Raw genomic sequence first — 20152 nt, 5'->3', positions numbered from 1 at the left:
AATGATATAATTGGTTAAAAGTTTGCTACTGCTAATACCGAAATAAAACATACAATTATATATGAAGATAGGCATTCAAAAAAGCGTTTAATTAGAAAATCGTTATTAATGCAGCAATAGTTATTAGCATTATGGGGGATAATTTATTATTTCTGTTTATGTCATATCTTTATATATTATAAAGTGAAAGGACGTTCGTATGATTGATAACTTTTCGGTAAAGCTTTTAAAAAATATAAAGATAAGTAGTCAAAAGGAATCAAATATTAAATTAATCTATTGGCTAAAGTGGTCAGGGAGAGTAATTTTAAATTTAAAGAAATTTCAAATGAAAGAGAGAGATTTATTATTTGTAATGTTAAATGATATTTACTCGATTGAGAATGAGGATGGAGCAATTATCGCTAGTATTGAAATAGCATTCAAAGATTATTTGAAATATGCGGATGATTATATTAAGTCTAATGGATATAAATTTCCTTCTATTGAAAGAAAACAATTAGAACCCTTTATTTTAAATTTACTTGATTTTGAAAGTAGTAAGTCAGATAAATTACAAATAAAAGATAAGCTGGTAAAACACTTATGTGTAGAATTAGGATATTTGCAGAGAAATCAACGCATTCATTACAAACTAGATAATGCCTTAGTTGGCAAAGTACATGAGTATATTATTAAACATCACAGTAATAAGATAAGTCGCCAAGATATGGCTAATGCACTCAATATGTCAGCCAAGGAACTTAGTAAAGTCATCAAGTATCACACACCTTATCATAATATTACACAATATATTAATGATGTTAGATTAAAATTATGTTTGATAGACATTTTAAAAAGTAATCATTTAATACAAGATATTGCATATAAGCATGGATTCAATCATTTTCCACATTTCATTGCTTTATTTAATAAAAAATACGGCACCACACCTGGTCAAATCAGAACTAAGAATCAATCACATCAATATCAATCATTTAATCAATCAGAAATACCATTAGATGAAGAAACACAATTATTAATTGCTGAAGCAAAAGATAATTACAGTTTAGCCGAATAATAATAAATATAAGTCAAACATGATGATTGAGTACAAGTAAACACGACCTTTCAATTGATAAATTATAAAGATAATGTTGTTTATTTAAGAATTCAAGTCAATGTCTATCTTTAATAGATTGGGTAAATATAGAGTTATATATTTAATAGTTTCAAATACAGTTTTAAAATATGGGCTATTATTAGACAATTTGTTATCAAATTAGCATGGCAACTCTTAACCGCCCAATCCTGAAATAGTGTTATGAGGTGATAGATATGATGGATAAAAATAAGCTAGAAACATTACTATTTTATCTTGTTTTTATGAAAGCGGTAGGTGAGGTGCTAAAGTATAGTTACCAACTAAAATTTGAGCAATTAAAAACATTGTATGAAATCATTAAATATTTTCATGTTCATCAACAGGGCGTTTATATAGATGAGTTAATCACTTATCAAACCATTTCAAAAAGACAATTACGACATCATTTAGAGCATTTATATCATTTAGGATGGATCACTAAATTGCGTGATGATAATGACCAAAGACGTATATTATTTCTCCCATCCAATAGCTGTCAAGAGAAACTGAACATTATGTTTATGGAAGTTAGTGAAATGGTAAAAGGGAAGAATTTTGATTATTCAATAGAAACAACAGCCCACTATAATCAATTAGGGCATGTTTTAACGATTTTTGACGCACTTTACAAAGTTCGAAACATAGCAAAGGAGTCTAATTTAAGTTTGGATGAATTGTTTTTATTAGGTAAGTTACTATCAAGTCGACAAGTTATTTCATTAAAAGAAATTCAGGCAATGTCATATCGATATTTAATATGTATGAACGTGGTTATTAATGATCTTTATCAAAAAGGGTATTTAGAAAAGTATCGTAATTCAATAGATGAACGTATTTTAAATGTAAAATTTATTGAATCACGAGCATATGAAACAAATCAATTATTTATTAGATGTTACAATAAGTTCCAAGAGGAAATGAAGTACAGTAAAATATCATAATATGTAAGGAGAATGAATTCATGATTCTAGATAATGTGAATCCCAACGATTTGTTTCCAACAGAGTCAAAAGGCCCTTCAGTATTAGGTGTCATTGAGTATAATGTTCAAGGCCAAAGTGAATTTGAAGGAGCATTTATTGCTACTTCTGAAAGATTAATTATGAATGTAGATATGAATGGTCAATTCTATTATAGAAATATCCCATATAATGAAATAGAAGAAATACATTTTGATGGCACAGATATTGTGTTTACTTTTAATATTGGGAAAGTACCAATGAAACAAATCAAAACAAAAGACGTTAAAGCATTCGTTGATTATGTGGAGTCTAAAATTAAATAATCAAAAAGTTGAATAAAATCTAAAATACGCTACTATGATTCTAAAGGAAGCAACGCTTGTTATAGTTATATTATTATTACAATTAGCCGAGGCTAAAAAGACATGTGAGTCTGGAACGTAAATAATATAATGATGCTACTTTGCAGATTCGCAGTAGCTGACTGAACTGAGAAGACGCTTAAATGATGCCTTTCTCAGTTCTGGTCATTCTAGTAGGGGTGGGACGACGAATTTAAAAAGAATTCTGTCCCAGTCCTTTTTTTATCTCCAAATGAATACCTATAGTGACTAATTGATTATATATAATTTAATTGATGTAACTTGTTATTGATAATTAATATCATTTTAATTTCATAAAAATATTGAAATATTATACATAAATGTTATAAAATAAATTTTATAGCATAAGAAATGTTTGGTAAGTAATAAATAGTAGACATGAACCTTGTAGCAACAAGATGTACATCAGAGGAGTGGTTTAGAATATGGGACAAATTAAAGACATCAATGATTTAGTTAACGCAACATTTCAAGTTAAAAAGTTCTTCAAAGATACTAAAAAGAAATATAATTTAAATTATGAAGAGGTTTATATTTTAAATTATATTGCGAGAAGTAAAACGAATGAAATAACTTCAAAGGAAATTGCAACGTATTCAGAGTTTAAACCTTATTACTTAACTAAAGCATTACAGAAGTTAAAAGATTTACAGTTACTTTCAAAAAAACGTAGCATACAAGATGAAAGAATAGTTATTGTTTATGTAACAGATGAACAACGAGACAAAATTAATAAACTGATTGCTGAATTAGAGAAGTACATTAAGTAATCAACGTTTATTCATAAAAGACTTAAGCTTTGAGAGATTCAATCTCATTGACTTAAGTCTTTTTGTGTTTATAATCCCTTAAGTGGTTAACTTCCAATTTGTAATGTCGAGTGATAAACTAGGTTTAAATAATAATGACAATGAACAGGTGATATAATTGATCAATTCAGTTCTGATTAATACAGATATTCAAAAGAAATGGATAAAAAAATTTCAATCAATAGAAGAGACCTTTAAAGCAAGAGCAACAGAGAATGATAAACAGTCTAGGTTCCCTTATGAGAATATTGAATGGCTAGTTAAAGAAGGTTATAGCTTACTAACACTACCGGTAAAATATGGTGGAGAAGGTGCCACTATTGAAGATATGGTTGTTTTGCAAACATATTTAGGTGCTATTGACGGAGCAACAGCATTATCTATTGGTTGGCATTTAAGTGTTATAGGACAAATATATGAACAAACGATGTGGAATCAGGATATGCTTAATCGCTTTGCAAAAGATATCGAAAATGGAGCTCTTGTTAATCGAGCGGTAAGTGAAGCGGATACAGGGAGCCCAACTCGCGGAGGCAGACCTGCAACACATGCAGTAAAACAAGATGACGGATACTTATTAAATGGTGTTAAAACGTTCACATCAATGAGTAAAGCATTGACCCATTATATTGTAGCGGCATATGTAGATGATTTACAGGAAGTAGGTTTCTTCTTAGTACCAAGAGAATTTGATGGTGTAGAAATTGCAGATAATTGGAATATGGTAGGTATGAGAGCTACAGAAAGTCACGATTTAGTATTGAATGATGTATTGATACCTAAAGACTTTTTCGTAGAGTCAAAAAGAAAGCCACAACCGAATGGCTGGATATTACATATTCCAAGCACATATTTAGGAATTGCACAGGCGGCAAGAAATTATGCTATAGACTTTGCGACAAGTTATGGTCCGAATAGTATAGAAGGAACTATTAGTCATTTACCAACTGTACAACAAAATATTGGGAAAATGGAGTCTTTACTTTTATCAGCCCGTCACTTTTTATGGAGTACCACAAAAGGATATAATTGTTCAGAAAATCAACCGCACTTATGGAATGAAACATCTGCTAGTAAAGTGCTAGTGATGAATCAAGGGTTAGAAGTTGTTGACTTAGCGATGAGAATTGTTGGTGCAAAAAGTCTGGAAATGGATCGTCCGTTACAACGCTATTATCGAGATATGAGAGCTGGATTACACAATCCACCAATGGAAGATGCAGCATACACTAATATAGCGAAATCTTTATGTAATTTATTTTAAGAGAATAATAACTATAGATTTTAGGTCTTGATCAATAATTATTGATTAAGGCTTTTTTATTTCACAAATTATTAAAATTTTTATTGTAAATAATGAAGTAGTAGTATATAATTTTTGATGAAATTGATAATCGTTTTCAACAGGAGGATGTTATGAAAAAGTTAATTTTACCTTTACTTGTTCTAATCATCGTTTTAGCTGCATGTGGTAATAATGGTGGTTCAGGTAAATCCGATTCAAAAGAAGAAACAAAATCATATAAATTAGATAGTGGGAAAACTATAAAAATCCCTAAAGATCCTAAACGTATTGCGGTAGTAGCACCTACATTTGCGGGTGGTTTACATAAATTAGGCGCAAATATTGTTGCAGTAAATAATCAAGTTGATCAAAGTCCAATTTTAAAAGATAAATTTAAAGACACGACTAAAATTGGTGAAGCTGACGTTGAGAAAGTTGCTAAGAAAAAACCTGATTTAATTATTGTTTACTCTACTGATAAAAACATTAAAAAATATCAAAAAATTGCCCCAACAATTGTAGTTGATTATGGAAAACATAAATATTTAGAACAACAAGAAATGCTAGGTAAAATTATGGGTAAAGAAGACGAAGTTAAAAAATGGGAAGACAAATGGAAGAAACAAACTGAAAAAGATGGAAAAGAAATCAAAGATGCAATTGGTAAAGATTCAACAGTTTCTATCTTAGATGAATTTGATAAAAAAGTTTACACATATGGCGATAACTGGGGTCGTGGTGGCGAAGTATTATATCAAGCCTTTGATTTAAAAATGCCTAAAGGCCAACAAGATTTAGTTAAAAAAGAAGGCTGGGCTGAAGTAAGCCAAGAAAAAATTGAAGACGTAGCTGGCGATTATATCGTATCAACTGGTGAAGGTAAATCTAAACCAAGTTATGAAACAACTAATATATGGAAAAATTTACCTGCAGTGAAAAATAATAACGTTATTGAAGTTAAAGCTGAAACATACTGGTATAATGACCCTTATACGCTTGACTTTATGAGAAAAGATTTAAAAGACAAGTTACTTAAAGCTAGTAAATAAAATATTAAAACGATAATCAATTAATTATGTTATTTAAGCTATGATTACATATAATGTAGTCGTAGCTTTTTTAAATTTACAAATGTATGTAAGGAGGAAACATTTTGCGTAAAGTATATTTTAATCATGATGGTGGAGTAGATGATTTAATATCTTTGTTTTTATTATTACAAATGGATGATATCGAATTAGTAGGTGTTAGTACTATAGGAGCAGATTGTTATTTAGAACCTTCAGTCAGCGCTTCATGTAAAATTATAAATCGATTTTCTAATAATTCTTTACAGGTTGCGCCGTCCTATGAACGTGGGGCTAATCCTTTTCCAAAAGAATGGAGAATGCATGCATTCTTTATGGATGCGTTACCCATATTAAATGAATCAACTACCAATGAACAGTCTACCATCAGTGATGTAGAAGCGTATGAGGACATTATCAGAGTGTTAAGTCAATCAAGTGAACCTGTAACTTTACTATTTACTGGACCACTAACAGATTTGGCTAAAGCGCTTAAAACTGAACCTAGCATTCAAAATAATATTGAAAAATTAGTTTGGATGGGTGGAACGTTTCTCGAAAAAGGTAACGTAGAAGAGCCTGAACATGATGGTACAGCTGAGTGGAACGCGTTTTGGGATCCGGAGGCGGTTAAGACAGTATTTGATAGTGAGATAGCGATAGATATGGTAGCTTTAGAAAGCACCAATCAAGTTCCGTTAACATTAGACATTCGACAAATGTGGGCTGATGAACGTCAATATCCAGGTGTAGATTTTTTAGGTGTTAGCTATGCTGCAGTACCACCTTTGACACATTTTATTACAAATTCTACATACTTCTTATGGGATGTTTTAACCACTGCTTATATAGGAAAACCTGATTTAGTTCAATATAAATCATTGAATGTAGATGTAGAATTTAAAGGTCCTAGTCAAGGTCGTACATTTATTAAAGATAGTGGGCGTCCTATCAAAGTTGTCACCGATGTTAATCATGATGACTTCTTTAATTATATTACTGATTTAGCTAAAAAAGTAGATTCTCCTTCTTAAATGTAAACTTTTTATTTTATAAAGTTTACATTAGTGGTATAATCATTCTCGTAGAAGGAGGATACAACATGAATACACGAAATTTAGTTTACACAGCTTTAATGACAGCAATTATTTGTGTTTTAGGATTGGTACCAGGAATCCCGCTTCCAATTATGCCAGTACCTATTGTTTTACAAAATATTGGCATATTTTTAGCAGGTATTATTCTAGGAAAAAAATATGGGACACTGAGTGTCATCGTCTTTTTATTATTAGCTGCTGCAGGTTTACCAGTTGTATCTGGTGGACGTGGAGGAATCGGAGTATTTGCGGGACCATCAGCCGGATTCTTATTCTTATATCCAGTAGTTGCATTTGGTATAGGATTAGTGAGAGACCGATACTTTAATAAAATTAACTTCGCGATATTGTTAGTCGCTACTTTAGTTATTGGTGTATTATTCTTAGATATCGTGGGAACGATTATTATGGGCTTCATTATAGATATCCATGCAAGTAAAGCATTCTTATTGTCATTTACATTTATACCTGGAGATATTATTAAAGCCATTATTGCAAGTTTAATTGGCGTAACACTTTTAAATCATTCACGCTTTAAAAGTTTGATACAATAAATTTATCAAGCTAACAAGGTGGGTGAATATAGCAATGTCAAATATATCAATACATAATATTGCTCAAGATGGGCATTTATATCATGAAGATAAGCAGAAAATTATTTATTTAACACCTTCAGAACCGCTTAAGTATAATACGAATAAGTGGTTTTATAAAGAAATGCCCACATTAGATCAGTGGTTCAAGGATATGACCTCTCAATGTGAACTGCATCAAAAACAGGATTCAAATCACTTAGCGTTTACTTTTCCAGAGAATGAAAGATTAAGCCAAGAGTGGATAAATGCAATTATAGATAGAGGTTTTCAATTAGGCATACTTGAATTCTATATTATAGAAGGAAATGAATTAACACAGCTAACTAGTAGAAATGATGTAGACATTAAAGAAGTTGATGAAAGCAATATAGAAGATTATTTGAATATCTATTATTCATTTGCCTTGCCCTATAGTAAACCATTTGCTATTGAAAGTGTCAATAATGCAAGACAAACCATCCTACAAAAAAAAGACGATAAAAAACGATTAGTTGCTTATGTTGATAATGAACCAGTAGGGACTGTTGATGTTATTATTACTGACGAAACTATTGAAATTGATAGTTTTGGTGTAATTGAGCAATTTCAAAGACAAGGTATTGGATCAACAATACAAGCATACATAGGTGACTTAGCAAATGAACGACCAGTTATACTTGTAGCTGATGGAGAAGACACAGCAAAAGATATGTATTTAAAACAAGGTTATACGTATCAAAGTTTTGTTTACCACATAGTTAAAGAAGAAGTTAATTAAATAAGCCACAGAGTAGTTTAAACTAATTATTCCAACTACTCTGTGGCTTTGATACGTTCAGGGTGACTATAAACATTAAAACTTCCATCTCTAATAAAGCCAATAGCAGTAATATTTAAATCGTTGGCTAATGTAATAGCTAAAGTCGTAGGTGCGGATTTAGATAATATAACGCCTACACCTATTTTAGCTGCCTTTAATAATATTTCAGATGAAATACGTCCACTAAATATAAGCACCTTATTTCTTACAGGAATACGTCTTTCAAGACAAAACCCATATAGCTTATCGAGTGCATTATGGCGACCAATATCTTGTCTATGTTCGAAAAATTCATCACCATCGCTAATGGCGGCATTGTGCAATCCACCAGTTTGTTTAAATAATGTACTTGCAGTTTGTAATCCAGTCATCATATTGAGTACTTGTTTAGGAGTTAAGGTTATTTTTGACATTGAGGTTTTAGCTATTGCCGCATCATTGTGAAAGTAAAATTCTCTACTTTTTCCGCAACAAGATGCAATCATGCGTTTAGTAGAGTATTCAAAGCGATCGCCTAAATCTTTAGTTAACTCTACATGTGCAAAGCCTTTGCTATCATCTATTTGTAAGGATTTTATTTCTTCTCTTTTATAAATAGCTCCCTCTGAGGCTAAAAATCCAACTACAAGTTCTTCCATATGTGTAGGGCTACAAATAACCGTTGCGAATTCCGTACCGTTTACATTGATTGTCAATGGAAATTCTGTAACATAACTATCTGTTGTATTTATTAATTGTCCATCTTCATAGCGGATAATAGATTGCCCCTGTAACACATCTTTGTTCATTTATATTTCTCCTTTAGGGATATGTAATTCTATATTAAAACTTTTAGTCACAATTTGAAAAGATTTAAATTGCATATAAATAATTAATAGTATATTAAATACATTTAATAATATGGAGATTAAGTGAATTTTTATAATTTATACCTTTCAAAAGATTAAGACTAGCGTATAATATAATGTATAAAAGGAGGGGTTTATGAAATGAATATTAAACATTTCATGGCAGTAATTGTCACATTAGTTATTATTTTAGCAGGATGTTCAAATTCTGGTAGCAATGATAGTGGCAATAAATCATCTGATTCAAATAAAAAAGATAATGACAAAAAGCAAGAATTACAAATTTCGGCTGCAGCGAGCTTAGGTGATGTTAGTAAAGCATTAGAAAAAGAATTTAAAAAAGATCATAAAAATGTTGATGTAAGCTTTAACTATGGTGGTTCAGGCGCATTAAGACAACAGATTGAAAAAGGTGCTCCAGCTGACGTATTCATGTCTGCAAATACTAAAGATGTTGATATGTTAAAAGACAAAGACAAAGCACACGATACATATAAATACGCTCATAATAAACTTGTCTTAGTCGGAGATAAAAATAGCGATAAATCATCAGTTAAAGATTTAAAAGATAATGAAAAATTAGCGATTGGTGAAGTTAAAACAGTTCCAGCAGGTAAATATGCGAAACAATACTTAGAGGATCAAGGTTTATACGGTGAAGTTAAAGATAATTTAGTTTACGCTAAAGATGTTAAACAAGTATTAAATTATGTTGAAAAAGGCAACGCTGAAATGGGCTTTGTTTATGAAACTGATTTATATACAGATAAAAAGAAAACAGATAAAGTAAACGAAATTAAAGAAGCGGAACTTAAAAAAACAATCACTTACGAAGCAGGTGCTACTTCAGATAAGAAACTTGCAAAAGAGTGGATGGACTTCTTAAAATCTAAAAAAGCAAAAGATATCTTGAAAGAATATCATTTTGAAATTTAGGAGGTAATAAGTATGCCTGACATTACACCTTTTTGGATTTCGATTCAAGTGGCTGTCATAAGTACCATTATTGTATCAGTACTAGGTATCTTTGTTTGCCGGTTGCTTTATAAAGGAAAAGGGCATCTTACTAAACTCCTTGAAAGTTTTATATTATTACCCATTGTTCTACCTCCCACGGTGCTAGGGTTTATTTTACTTATAATATTTTCTCCTAGAAGTGTTGTAGGACAATTTTTTGAAAACATACTACATCTTCCAGTAGTATTCACAATGACAGGTGCAGTAATTGCATCTGTCATTGTTAGTTTTCCGTTAATGTATCAACACACTATTCAAGGATTTAGAAGTATTAACCCGAAAATGCTAAATACTGCTCGCACCATGGGGGCAAGTGAGAATAAAATATTCTATCGTCTAATTTTACCGCTATCTAAACGTTCAATTATAGCGGGTATAATGATGAGTTTTGCACGTGCAATAGGTGAATTCGGTGCAACATTAATGGTTGCAGGCTATATACCCAATAAAACTAACACGTTACCACTTGAAATTTATTTCTTAGTTGAACAAGGTAGAGAGAATCAAGCTTGGTTATGGGTGCTTGTGTTAGTTGCATTTTCAATTACGGTAATTGGTGTATTGAATTTTGCGAATAAAGATAAATATAGGGAGGTAGAGTAGATGTTAGAGTTAAAGCTTCAATATCAATTAAAAAAGACATTTATTGATATTAACATTAACGATACAGCCCCTAAAATTTACGCAATACGAGGGCCTTCTGGAATAGGTAAAACCACAGTGCTAAATATGATAGCAGGCTTAAGAACGCCAGATAAAGCCTATATCAAAATCAATGACAGACTGATTACAGATACTGAGCATAAAGTCAATCTGAAAATACAAAATCGCAAAATTGGCTATTTATTCCAAGATTACCAATTGTTTCCTAATATGACAGTTTACAAAAATATAACTTTTATGTCTAAACCATCTGTCCATATAGATGATTTAATGGATCGACTAAATATTCATCATCTAAAAGAGCAATATCCATCGACACTTTCTGGTGGAGAATCTCAACGTGTTGCTTTAGCTCGAACACTAAGTACAAAGCCAGACTTGATTTTATTAGATGAGCCATTTTCAAGTCTAGATGATGCAACGAGAGGTGAAGGAATAAAGTTAATTAAACGTATTTTTAAAGAATGGAAAATACCAATCATCTTTGTCACACATTCTAATTTTGAGGCTGAAGTATTGGCTGATAAAATTATTAAGATAGGTTAATTAAAGCTAGATTGGGATGAAAATAATAAAATTTTAGCGTTATAGCAGATTTATGATTATTATCTAAGTTAATAAGGCACTTATAATAGACTTTTTAAATCTAGTCAACATTGCGGGGGTGGGCCGAAGAATTCATATTGTATTCTGTACCACTCCCGCTTTGTTCGATATAATGATAGAAATGGATATTAACTAGAGAGGGCAATGAATATGACGAGTGAACGTTATTCTAGACAAACTTTGTTTAAAGGAATAGGACACGAAGGACAACAGAAAATTAGTCAAAAACATGTACTCATTGTTGGTATGGGAGCGTTAGGAACTCATGTTGCTGAGGGTCTCGTTCGTGCGGGAATCAAAACACTTTCAATTGTAGATAGAGATTATATTGAATTTAGCAATTTACAACGACAAACATTATTTACTGAAGAAGATGCTAATACTATGTTGCCTAAAGTTGTAGCAGCGGAACACCATTTAAAAGCATTGCGACATGACTTGAAACTAAATACTTTTATCACACATGTCGATTATTATTTTTTAGATAAGTATGCTAAACATGTAGATCTTATTATTGATGCGACAGATAATTTTGAAACAAGACAATTAGTTAATGACTTTGCTTTTAAAGAGAAAGTACCTTGGATATATGGTGGTGTCGTGCAGAGTACTTATATAGAAGCAGCATTTATTCCAGGAGAGACACCTTGTTTTAACTGTTTAATGCCTCAACTACCAGCAATTAATTTAACTTGTGACACTGTAGGTGTTATACAACCTGCTGTTACGATGACTACAAGTTTTCAATTGCGAGATGCCTTTAAATTATTAACTGAGCAATCAGTGCCTACTAAATTAACTTATGGAGATATATGGGATGGTCAACATTTTACATTTGGTTTTAGCCGTATGTTTAGAAAAGAGTGTCCAACATGTGGTTCAAATCCATCCTTTCCTTATTTAAATAAACAGCATACATTATATGCAACGTTATGTGGTAGAGATACAGTACAATATGATAATGATAAAATTTCCCAGGAAATGGTACGTGAATTTCTTAAGCAACATCACCTTAATTATCGAGAAAACAAATATATGATAATGTTTGAATATAAAGGACATCGAATTGTTAGTTTTGAGGGTGGACGAATGCTTATACATGGTACAACGAAGACGTTAGATGCCATTCATTTAATCAATCAATTATTCGGATAGGAGTGGAATTAATGCATCAACATGATCATGCGAAAGTAGATAGAATGATTCAATGTGCAGTTTTGACTGTATCTGATACTAGGGATAAAGAGACGGATAAAGGTGGTCAACTTGTCCAAACTTTAATACAAGATATCAATGTCGAAGTATTAAATTCAAACTATGCTATTGTCAAAGATGATAAAGTAGCTATTCAATCTCAAATTGAACAATGGTTGGCATCTGATATTGATGTCATAATTACAACTGGTGGAACTGGCATTGCACAAAGAGATGTTACGATAGAAGCAGTTAAGCCATTTTTGGATAAAGAAATCGAAGGTTTTGGAGAATTATTTAGATATTTAAGTTACACAGAGGATGTCGGAACTAAAGCATTGTTATCAAGAGCAGTAGCTGGTTCAGTTAAGAACAAATTAATTTATACTCTACCAGGATCTACTGGAGCTGTGAAATTGGCTATTGAAAAGTTAATCAAGCCAGAATTAAACCATATGTTGCATGAATTGAATAAATAATAAAATAGTCATGGATTTAAACTTAAATGATAGGTTTCCCTAATTGAAGTTTTGCATCCATGACTTTATTATTTAAATTGAAACATTATATGAGCGCTCGAAATAACTTAACGACGATAGTCACCAGATTTGCCACCTGATTTTGATTCAAGGTAAGTCTCACCGATAATCATACCTTTATCGACTGCCTTGGTCATATCGTAAACAGTTAAAGCAGTTGCAGAAGCGGCTGTTAATGCCTCCATCTCAACGCCTGTTTTTCCAGTAGTGGAGACAATAGCCGTGATATTTAATGTGTATGTAGTATTATCATTAATTTGCCAGTTAAATTGAACATCTATACCTGTTAAAGGTAGAGGATGACACATAGGTATAATCGTCGATGTGTTTTTAGCTGCCATAATACCAGCAATTTGTGCAGTGTTAAGTACATTGCCTTTTTTATTAGTATTATCTATAATTTGTTGATAAATTATTTCATTAACAGTAATGCTAGAATGAGCTTGAGCAGTACGTTTAGTAATATTTTTATTTGATACATCTACCATTTTAGCATTACCTTGTTCATTGATATGAGTAAATTTTGACATAATAACCCTCCTGATAGGGTTAGTATATCATGATTTTAAATTATAATTTGGAGATGATAAGTATGTCAGTTGAAAAAAGAAACCCAATACCAGTTAAAGAAGCGATAAATCGTGTTGTTCAACAGGATATATATTTGAATACTACAGAAGTGAAGTTAGAAGATAGCTTAGGATATGTACTTGCGGAGGATATTGTTGCAACTTATGATATTCCTCGTTTTAATAAATCACCTTATGACGGGTTTGCTATTCGAAGTAAAGATTCTGCTGGTGCATACTCAGAAAATCGTAAACAATTTAAAGTGATTGATCACATAGGCGCAGGTTCAGTTTCAGATAAAATACTAGGTCAAAACGAAGCAGTACGTATTATGACAGGAGCCCAAATTCCAGAAGGTGCAGATGCAGTAGTCATGTTTGAACAAACAGTTGAGGATGGAGATACGTTTACAATACGTAAGTCATTTGAAGCAAATGAAAATGTATCTCTTAAGGGTGAAGAAACAACAACAGGTGATATTGTCTTGAAAAAAGGTCAAGTCATTAATCCAGGTGCAATAGCCGTTCTTGCAACATATGGTTACTCTAAAGTTCCTGTGACACAACGCCCAAGTATTGCAGTCATTGCAACTGGTAGTGAGCTATTAGATGTGGATGATGAATTACAACCAGGTAAAATACGCAATTCAAATGGTCCAATGATCAAAGCACTATCTGAAAAAGCTGGATTAAACGTTGAAGCATATAAAATTCAACAAGATGATTTACAAAGTAGTATTTCAGTTGTCAAAGATGCCATGTCAAAACATGACATCGTAATTACTACGGGTGGCGTTTCTGTTGGAGATTTTGACTATCTACCTGAAATTTACAAAGCTGTAAATGCAGAGGTATTATTTAATAAAGTTGCAATGAGACCAGGTAGTGTAACAACCGTAGCTGTTGCAAATGGGCAATATTTGTTTGGTTTATCAGGTAATCCATCAGCTTGTTTCACTGGATTTGAATTATTTGTCAAACCTGCGATTCAACATATGATGGGGGCAACTGCCTATTACCCTCAAGTTGTTAAAGCTACTTTAATGGAAGATTTTACTAAGGCGAATCCCTTTACTCGTTTTATTCGAGCATCTGCTACATTTTCACAGAGTGGTGCGACAGTAGTGCCATCTGGATTTAATAAATCTGGTGCAGTAGTAGCAATTGCACATAGCAATTCAATGATTATGATGCCAGGGGGCACTAGAGGATTTAAAGCAGGTCATACAGTTAATGTTATTTTAACAGAATCGAATGTCTATGAAATGGAAATGACACTATGATTTTGCAAATAGTTGGTTTTAAAAATTCAGGAAAAACAACCTTGATACAACACACGATACAATTTTTAAAATCTTATGGTTACACAATAGCGACAATCAAGCACCATGGCCACATTGGTGAGGATATAACACTTCAAGAAGACCATGTAGATCATATGAAACATTTTAATGCTGGAGCAGATCAGAGTATTGTGCAAGGTGAACACTATCAACAAACTGTCACGCGTGCATATAAACAAAATCTTACTCAAATGATTGACCAATCTGTTACAATTGATTGTAATATCATTTTGGTTGAAGGGTTTAAAGATGAACATTTTGATAAAGTGGTCGTCTATCAGACTACTGAAGAATTAGAACGGTTAAAGCAATTAACCGGTGTTAAATATTGTTATGATGTTCATGATAAACATGCGTTATCACACTATGATAATTGGTTATTACAATGGATAGAGCAAAGGGATTGACATTAAATGAAACAATTTGAAATCGTTACTGAACCCATCCAAACAGAACAGTATCGAGAATTTACTATAAATGAACACCAAGGTGCTGTAGTTGTATTTACAGGACATGTAAGAGAATGGACTAAAGGTATTAAAACAGAATATTTAGAATACGAAGCATATATACCTATGGCGGAGAAAAAGTTAGCACAAATAGGTGATGAAATTGAAGCGCGTTGGCCAGGAACGATTACAACAATTGTTCATCGCATTGGGCCACTTCAAATTTCAGATATAGCGGTGTTAATTGCAGTTTCATCACCCCATCGTAAAGATGCATATAGAGCTAACGAATATGCTATTGAACGTATCAAAGAAGTCGTTCCAATTTGGAAAAAGGAAATTTGGGAAGACGGTGCAGAGTGGCAAGGACATCAAAGAGGTAGCCACGATCTAGCTACTAAAGGAGAGGACTAACGTGAAGGTTTTATACTTCGCTGAAATAAAAGAAATGTTGCAAACTGATAGTGAAACAATTGATATTAATGAATCAATTAACGTTGATGCTTTTAAACAAAATCTGTTTGAGAGACATCCTTCAATTAAATCTAAAAAGTTTCAGGTTGCAGTAAATGAAGAATTTGTACAGGATGAGGATATCATACAACCAACAGACACTGTTGCATTGATTCCTCCAGTAAGTGGAGGTTAACGGGAAATGAAAGCAATTATTTTAGCAGGTGGTCATTCAGAACGTTTTGGTAAGGCAAAGGCATTTGCCGAAATAGATGGACAATTATTTTACCAACGAATTGTTCAAACCTTACAAGAGACTAATATGTTTAATGATATTATTATAAGCACCAATGATCAATTAGCTAATCAATTTAAACATGACAATGTTATTATAGATGACGCTAACAATAAAGATAAAGGGCCACTTGCCGGTATTCATACTGTAATGAAACAATACAACGATGAAGAACTGTTTTTTGTAATATCAGTTGATACCCCTATGGTAACAGGTAAGGCTATTAGTGCTTTATACCAATTTTTAGTATCAAGACTCATAGAAGATCAAATTGATATAGCTGCTTATTCTGAACATGAACGAGTTATACCAACTATAGCCTTTTATCATCCAAATTGTATAAACGTTATGGATGAAGCTTTAGCTTCGAATGACTATAGTTTACGACATGTTTATAATAATGTGACGACGGAATGTTTAGATGTTACTAACATACAATCACCTGAATATTGGTATAAAAATATCAACTATCAAGAAGATTTAGATGACTTGAAACAACAGATAAATCATTAAGGAGGGTCCATTTATGGTTGCACAAATCAAAGATAAATTAGGTCGACCCATTCGCGATTTGCGTATCTCAGTAACAGACCGTTGCAATTTTAGATGTGACTATTGCATGCCTAAAGAAATCTTCGGTGATGACTATGTATTCCTACCTAAAGATGAGTTATTAACGTTTGAAGAAATGGTTAGAATCGCGAAAGTGTATGCAGAACTTGGTGTGAAGAAGTTACGTATAACTGGTGGCGAACCACTACTTAGACGAAATTTATATCAACTTATAGCTGAGTTAAATCAAATTGATGGTATTGAAGATATCGGTATGACCACTAATGGTCTATTATTAAAAAAACACGGACAAAAATTATACGATGCCGGTTTACGTCGCATTAATGTTAGTTTAGATGCCATAGATAATGAAGTGTTCCAAGCGATAAATAATCGCAATATCAAAGCAACTACCATTTTAGATCAAATTGATTACGCCGTTTCTATTGGTTTCCATGTTAAAGTAAACGTTGTAATTCAAAAAGGTATTAATGACGATCAAATTATTCCAATGGTAGATTACTTTAAAGATAAGAATATTGAAATCAGATTTATCGAGTTCATGGATGTAGGTAATGATAATGGCTGGGATTTTAGTAAAGTTGTAACTAAAAATGAGATGCTAGATATGATTGAGTCTCATTTTGATATTGAACCAGTACCCCCCAAATATTTCGGAGAAGTAGCGAAGTACTATAAGCACAAAGATAATGGCGCTCAATTTGGTTTAATTACAAGTGTGTCAGCATCATTTTGTTCTACTTGCACGAGAGCACGATTATCATCTGATGGGAAATTTTACGGATGTTTATTCAGCACTGTTGAGGGCTTTAATATTAAATCATTTATACGATCAGGCGTAACCGATGATGAATTAAGAGAACAACTTATTAGCTTGTGGAATGTTCGAGATGATCGTTATTCAGATGAACGTACAGAGCAAACGGTTAAAAATCGACAACGCAAGAAAATTAATATGAACTACATCGGTGGTTAGGTAACATCTCTAGCAATGGTTTATGACTATTGCTAGAGTTTTTTATTTTTGGAAAATATATACAATTAATACTTTAAATTTAAAGTAAATCATTATTGAATGTAATACCTATGATTAAAGAATATGATTATCATAATAGCATTGAGTATATGAATAACTGAATTTGTATTAAACATTAATCGGAAAATAAATAAAATTTGTAATAGATTAAATTGTGTATATGTTATATAATTTTATTAAGGAAATTCAATTTATAAAGCTATAACTACATCTTAGAATCTACATTGGAGGGCTTTAATTATGACAACAGAAAAAGTACAACGTTTTATTGCAGCAGAAAGAGAATTAAGCCAGTTGAAACATTGGTTAAAATCATCGTACAAAATTTCAATAGAGGAATTTGTAGTTTTATTTAAAGTTTATGAAGGTAAGAAAATTAGTGGTAAGGAGTTACGAGATACATTACATTTCGAGATGTTGTGGGACACAAGTAAAATTGATGTAATTATACGTAAAATTTATAAGAAAGAACTCATTTCTAAATTACGATCTGAAACTGATGAACGACAAGTATTTTATTTCTTTAATGCAACGCAACAGAAATTACTTGATAAAATGAAATCTGAAATTGAAGCAATTAGTATTGCTAATTAATAGATTATAAAAAGCGCTGGAAAATATTGACATATTTTCTAGCGCTTTCTACATATTAATTTAATTGTGTTTTAACTTTTCGTCCATGAACAATAAAGTAAAGTACGGTGCTAAGTGCAGCGACGATGGCCATAATGACATAAACTTCTGTATAACTAATGAAACCTGTGAATAAGCCTAATAAAGATGGACCAAATCCTATACCTATATCTAGACCAATAAAGTAAGTTGAAGTTGCAATCCCATATTTATTAGTAGGTGACACTTTAATGGCAATAGCCTGCATAGATGATGATAAATTACCATAACCAATACCTAAGAAGACACCAGCTAGTAATAACATCCATCCACTATAACTGAATACTAATACTATAAAAGTAATGATAAGTGCGATAAATGCAGGATAAACGACAACATTTTCTGTACGTGCATCAATCATTTTACCTGCAATTGGACGTGTAATTAAAGAAGCGATCGCGTAACAAATAAAGAAGTAACTAGATGCTTCTAATAAATGACGTTGTTCAGCAAAAAATTTCAAGAAAGTCAGTATTGAAGCATAGTTCAGTGCAATGATCATCATAACTATTGATACTGGTACTGCTTCTTTTGCAATGAAGTTGTGTATATTAAAGCCTGATGCTTTAGCAATTTTAGCATCTGTTTTATCATGAACAGCATCAAAATCAATTTTAATAAATAGTGAAATTATTAAACTGATCACACCTAAAACTAAACATATAGCAAATAGTAAATTGATAGAGAATGATTTTAATAATAAGATACCGAAGAATGGGCCTATAGCTGTACCAAGTACTAAACTAAGTGAAAATAGACTAATACCTTCGCTCTTACGCTCAACCGGTGTGACATGTGCTGCAATAGTACCAGTTGCAGTAGTAGCTATAGCAGTCGCAATCCCGTTAATTAGACGTACGAACATTAAGAATGTGATTGATCCAGGGATGAAGTAAAGTAATTGTGTAATCACAAGCAATAATAATCCAGTAATTAATATTTTTTTTGGACCAAATTTATTTACATATTTACCAGTTCCAAATCTACCTATTAAAGAACCAATAATAAATAATCCTACTACTAATCCAGCTAAACTATCTGAGGCGTGATAAGTTGTCTTACTGTAATCAGCGATAATTACTAATAAAAGATACATACACAAATAAACGAAAAAATTGATTGAGAAATTAACTGTAAAACTTTTCGTGAAAATAGGCTGTTTTACACTCGTATTCTGAGTCATTCTGATTCCTCCTCTAAAAATGCATGATGAAGTTTGTTCATTACTGAAATAACATTTTCAAGTTCCACGTCAGATAATCCAGCATTTTCAATAAGCTCACGCTGAACTGGTAATATCTTACGATAAACGTCTTCATATAATGTTTGACCTTTATCAGAGAGACTTAGTAACTTCTCACGCTTATCTTCCTTACTTGGTTCTACAATTAATAACTCTTTATCAGATAACACTTTAATAATTTTACGTGTAGTGGGTTTTTCAATAAAACGACGTTTAGAAATATGAACTAAGGTCGTTGGAGAGGTACTGGCAATATCTCTTAATATCAACCATTGACCAGGATGTAAATCAAATTGGTCCAGTATAGATTGCGTTCGTTTCATATATGGACGGTATAAACCAATGAAACTGTTAAAAAATTCATTTGTTAACATAATATACTCCTTTCAAGAAGTTAGCTTTGCTAACTATTTTAAGACAAAAAATATTATATGACGTATTTTAAAAAAATGCAATACTAAAACAATAAGATACGTGAATAAAAGAAGTAATCTTACAAGAAGTTTGATAAGATAGATGCAAGTCGAACAA

General features: G+C 31.9%; 25 protein-coding genes. 21 read left to right on the top strand and 4 right to left on the bottom strand.

Annotated features, from left to right (window positions below; genetic code table 11):
• Positions 1-328: 328 nt before the first annotated feature.
• The 9 genes from F1592_RS02195 (at position 329) to F1592_RS02155 (ending at position 8079) form a co-directional block, all read left to right on the top strand.
• Positions 329-1060, top strand: coding sequence for a helix-turn-helix transcriptional regulator (locus F1592_RS02195; RefSeq protein ID WP_223197201.1), 732 nt, complete (start codon positions 329-331; stop codon positions 1058-1060).
• Between the two features lie 260 nt (positions 1061-1320).
• Positions 1321-2064, top strand: coding sequence for a transcriptional regulator, SarA/Rot family (locus tag F1592_RS02190; protein ID WP_149809423.1), 744 nt, complete (start codon positions 1321-1323; stop codon positions 2062-2064).
• A gap of 20 nt (positions 2065-2084) precedes the next feature.
• A complete protein-coding gene (locus F1592_RS02185; protein WP_011275088.1) occupies positions 2085-2408 on the top strand; it encodes a PH domain-containing protein in 324 nt (107 codons plus the stop codon).
• A gap of 485 nt (positions 2409-2893) precedes the next feature.
• Positions 2894-3238 (top strand): transcriptional regulator, SarA/Rot family, encoded by a 345-nt coding sequence (locus tag F1592_RS02180; protein ID WP_037549844.1) that lies wholly within the window; start codon positions 2894-2896, stop codon positions 3236-3238.
• A 160-nt stretch (positions 3239-3398) separates the two neighbouring features.
• Positions 3399-4541: an acyl-CoA dehydrogenase family protein gene (locus tag F1592_RS02175; protein ID WP_188294667.1), complete on the top strand. Its 1143-nt coding sequence runs from the start codon at positions 3399-3401 to the stop codon at positions 4539-4541.
• 152 nt (positions 4542-4693) lie between these two features.
• Positions 4694-5611, top strand: coding sequence for an ABC transporter substrate-binding protein (locus tag F1592_RS02170; RefSeq protein WP_037535953.1), 918 nt, complete (start codon positions 4694-4696; stop codon positions 5609-5611).
• A gap of 101 nt (positions 5612-5712) precedes the next feature.
• Positions 5713-6663, top strand: a complete 951-nt coding sequence (locus F1592_RS02165; protein ID WP_188294666.1) for a nucleoside hydrolase — start codon at positions 5713-5715, stop codon at positions 6661-6663.
• Positions 6664-6731: 68 nt separating this feature from the next.
• Positions 6732-7280, top strand: coding sequence for a biotin transporter BioY (locus tag F1592_RS02160; RefSeq protein ID WP_149809425.1), 549 nt, complete (start codon positions 6732-6734; stop codon positions 7278-7280).
• Between the two features lie 34 nt (positions 7281-7314).
• A complete protein-coding gene (locus F1592_RS02155) occupies positions 7315-8079 on the top strand; it encodes a GNAT family N-acetyltransferase (protein ID WP_149809426.1) in 765 nt (254 codons plus the stop codon).
• 35 nt (positions 8080-8114) lie between these two features.
• Here the strand turns inward: F1592_RS02155 and fdhD are convergent, their stop codons facing one another.
• Entirely contained in the window at positions 8115-8909 is a 795-nt protein-coding gene (gene fdhD / locus F1592_RS02150) for a formate dehydrogenase accessory sulfurtransferase FdhD (RefSeq protein ID WP_037535962.1), read from the bottom strand.
• A gap of 201 nt (positions 8910-9110) precedes the next feature.
• On the opposite strand from fdhD, the gene modA reads away from it, so the two are divergent.
• The 5 genes from modA to F1592_RS02125 all read left to right on the top strand — a co-directional run bounded on the left by modA (position 9111) and on the right by F1592_RS02125 (position 12928).
• On the top strand, positions 9111-9905 hold the full coding sequence (gene modA / locus F1592_RS02145) for a molybdate ABC transporter substrate-binding protein (RefSeq protein WP_149809427.1): 795 nt from the start codon (positions 9111-9113) through the stop codon (positions 9903-9905).
• A 12-nt stretch (positions 9906-9917) separates the two neighbouring features.
• Complete coding sequence (gene modB, locus F1592_RS02140; RefSeq protein WP_011275097.1) at positions 9918-10589, top strand: molybdate ABC transporter permease subunit; 672 nt, start codon at positions 9918-9920, stop codon at positions 10587-10589.
• Entirely contained in the window at positions 10590-11195 is a 606-nt protein-coding gene (locus tag F1592_RS02135) for an ATP-binding cassette domain-containing protein (protein ID WP_149809428.1), read from the top strand.
• A gap of 210 nt (positions 11196-11405) precedes the next feature.
• Positions 11406-12410, top strand: coding sequence for a ThiF family adenylyltransferase (locus tag F1592_RS02130; RefSeq protein ID WP_053016646.1), 1005 nt, complete (start codon positions 11406-11408; stop codon positions 12408-12410).
• A gap of 11 nt (positions 12411-12421) precedes the next feature.
• A complete protein-coding gene (locus F1592_RS02125; protein ID WP_053016647.1) occupies positions 12422-12928 on the top strand; it encodes a MogA/MoaB family molybdenum cofactor biosynthesis protein in 507 nt (168 codons plus the stop codon).
• Between the two features lie 107 nt (positions 12929-13035).
• Here F1592_RS02125 and moaC read toward each other — a convergent pair whose 3' ends face one another.
• Entirely contained in the window at positions 13036-13518 is a 483-nt protein-coding gene (gene moaC / locus F1592_RS02120) for a cyclic pyranopterin monophosphate synthase MoaC (protein WP_053016648.1), read from the bottom strand.
• A 62-nt stretch (positions 13519-13580) separates the two neighbouring features.
• Between moaC and F1592_RS02115 the strand changes: the two genes are divergently transcribed.
• From F1592_RS02115 to F1592_RS02085, 7 genes are all read left to right on the top strand, one after another.
• Positions 13581-14840 carry a molybdopterin molybdotransferase MoeA gene (locus F1592_RS02115; protein ID WP_053016649.1) on the top strand — a complete coding sequence of 420 codons (1260 nt, stop codon included), beginning with the start codon at positions 13581-13583 and terminating at the stop codon, positions 14838-14840.
• The gene (gene mobB, locus F1592_RS02110) at positions 14837-15307 is read left to right on the top strand and encodes a molybdopterin-guanine dinucleotide biosynthesis protein B (protein WP_149809429.1); all 471 of its coding nucleotides are present in this window, start codon (positions 14837-14839) and stop codon (positions 15305-15307) included. Before F1592_RS02115 ends, mobB begins: the two co-directional genes overlap by 4 nt.
• 6 nt (positions 15308-15313) lie before the next feature.
• Positions 15314-15763 (top strand): molybdenum cofactor biosynthesis protein MoaE, encoded by a 450-nt coding sequence (locus F1592_RS02105; RefSeq protein ID WP_011275104.1) that lies wholly within the window; start codon positions 15314-15316, stop codon positions 15761-15763.
• 1 nt (position 15764) lies between these two features.
• Entirely contained in the window at positions 15765-15998 is a 234-nt protein-coding gene (gene moaD, locus F1592_RS02100) for a molybdopterin converting factor subunit 1 (protein ID WP_037535979.1), read from the top strand.
• Between the two features lie 6 nt (positions 15999-16004).
• Positions 16005-16610, top strand: a complete 606-nt coding sequence (gene mobA / locus F1592_RS02095; RefSeq protein WP_053016651.1) for a molybdenum cofactor guanylyltransferase MobA — start codon at positions 16005-16007, stop codon at positions 16608-16610.
• Positions 16611-16623: 13 nt separating this feature from the next.
• Complete coding sequence (gene moaA, locus F1592_RS02090; RefSeq protein WP_053016652.1) at positions 16624-17646, top strand: GTP 3',8-cyclase MoaA; 1023 nt, start codon at positions 16624-16626, stop codon at positions 17644-17646.
• Positions 17647-17946: 300 nt separating this feature from the next.
• On the top strand, positions 17947-18300 hold the full coding sequence (locus F1592_RS02085) for a SarA family transcriptional regulator (protein ID WP_011275108.1): 354 nt from the start codon (positions 17947-17949) through the stop codon (positions 18298-18300).
• 55 nt (positions 18301-18355) lie between these two features.
• Here the strand turns inward: F1592_RS02085 and F1592_RS02080 are convergent, their stop codons facing one another.
• Complete coding sequence (locus F1592_RS02080; RefSeq protein ID WP_053016653.1) at positions 18356-19561, bottom strand: MFS transporter; 1206 nt, start codon at positions 19559-19561, stop codon at positions 18356-18358.
• Positions 19558-19995, bottom strand: coding sequence for a MarR family winged helix-turn-helix transcriptional regulator (locus F1592_RS02075; RefSeq protein ID WP_037535988.1), 438 nt, complete (start codon positions 19993-19995; stop codon positions 19558-19560). The genes F1592_RS02080 and F1592_RS02075 overlap by 4 nt, the downstream gene beginning before the upstream one ends.
• Positions 19996-20152 lie beyond the last annotated feature (157 nt).

The sequence above is a fragment of the Staphylococcus sp. GDX7P312P genome (genome assembly GCF_008385775.1).
In the GTDB taxonomy this organism is placed as follows: domain Bacteria; phylum Bacillota; class Bacilli; order Staphylococcales; family Staphylococcaceae; genus Staphylococcus; species Staphylococcus haemolyticus.
The sequence above is the reverse complement of the archived record's forward strand: the minus strand, read 5'-3'. Positions and strand labels throughout refer to the sequence as shown.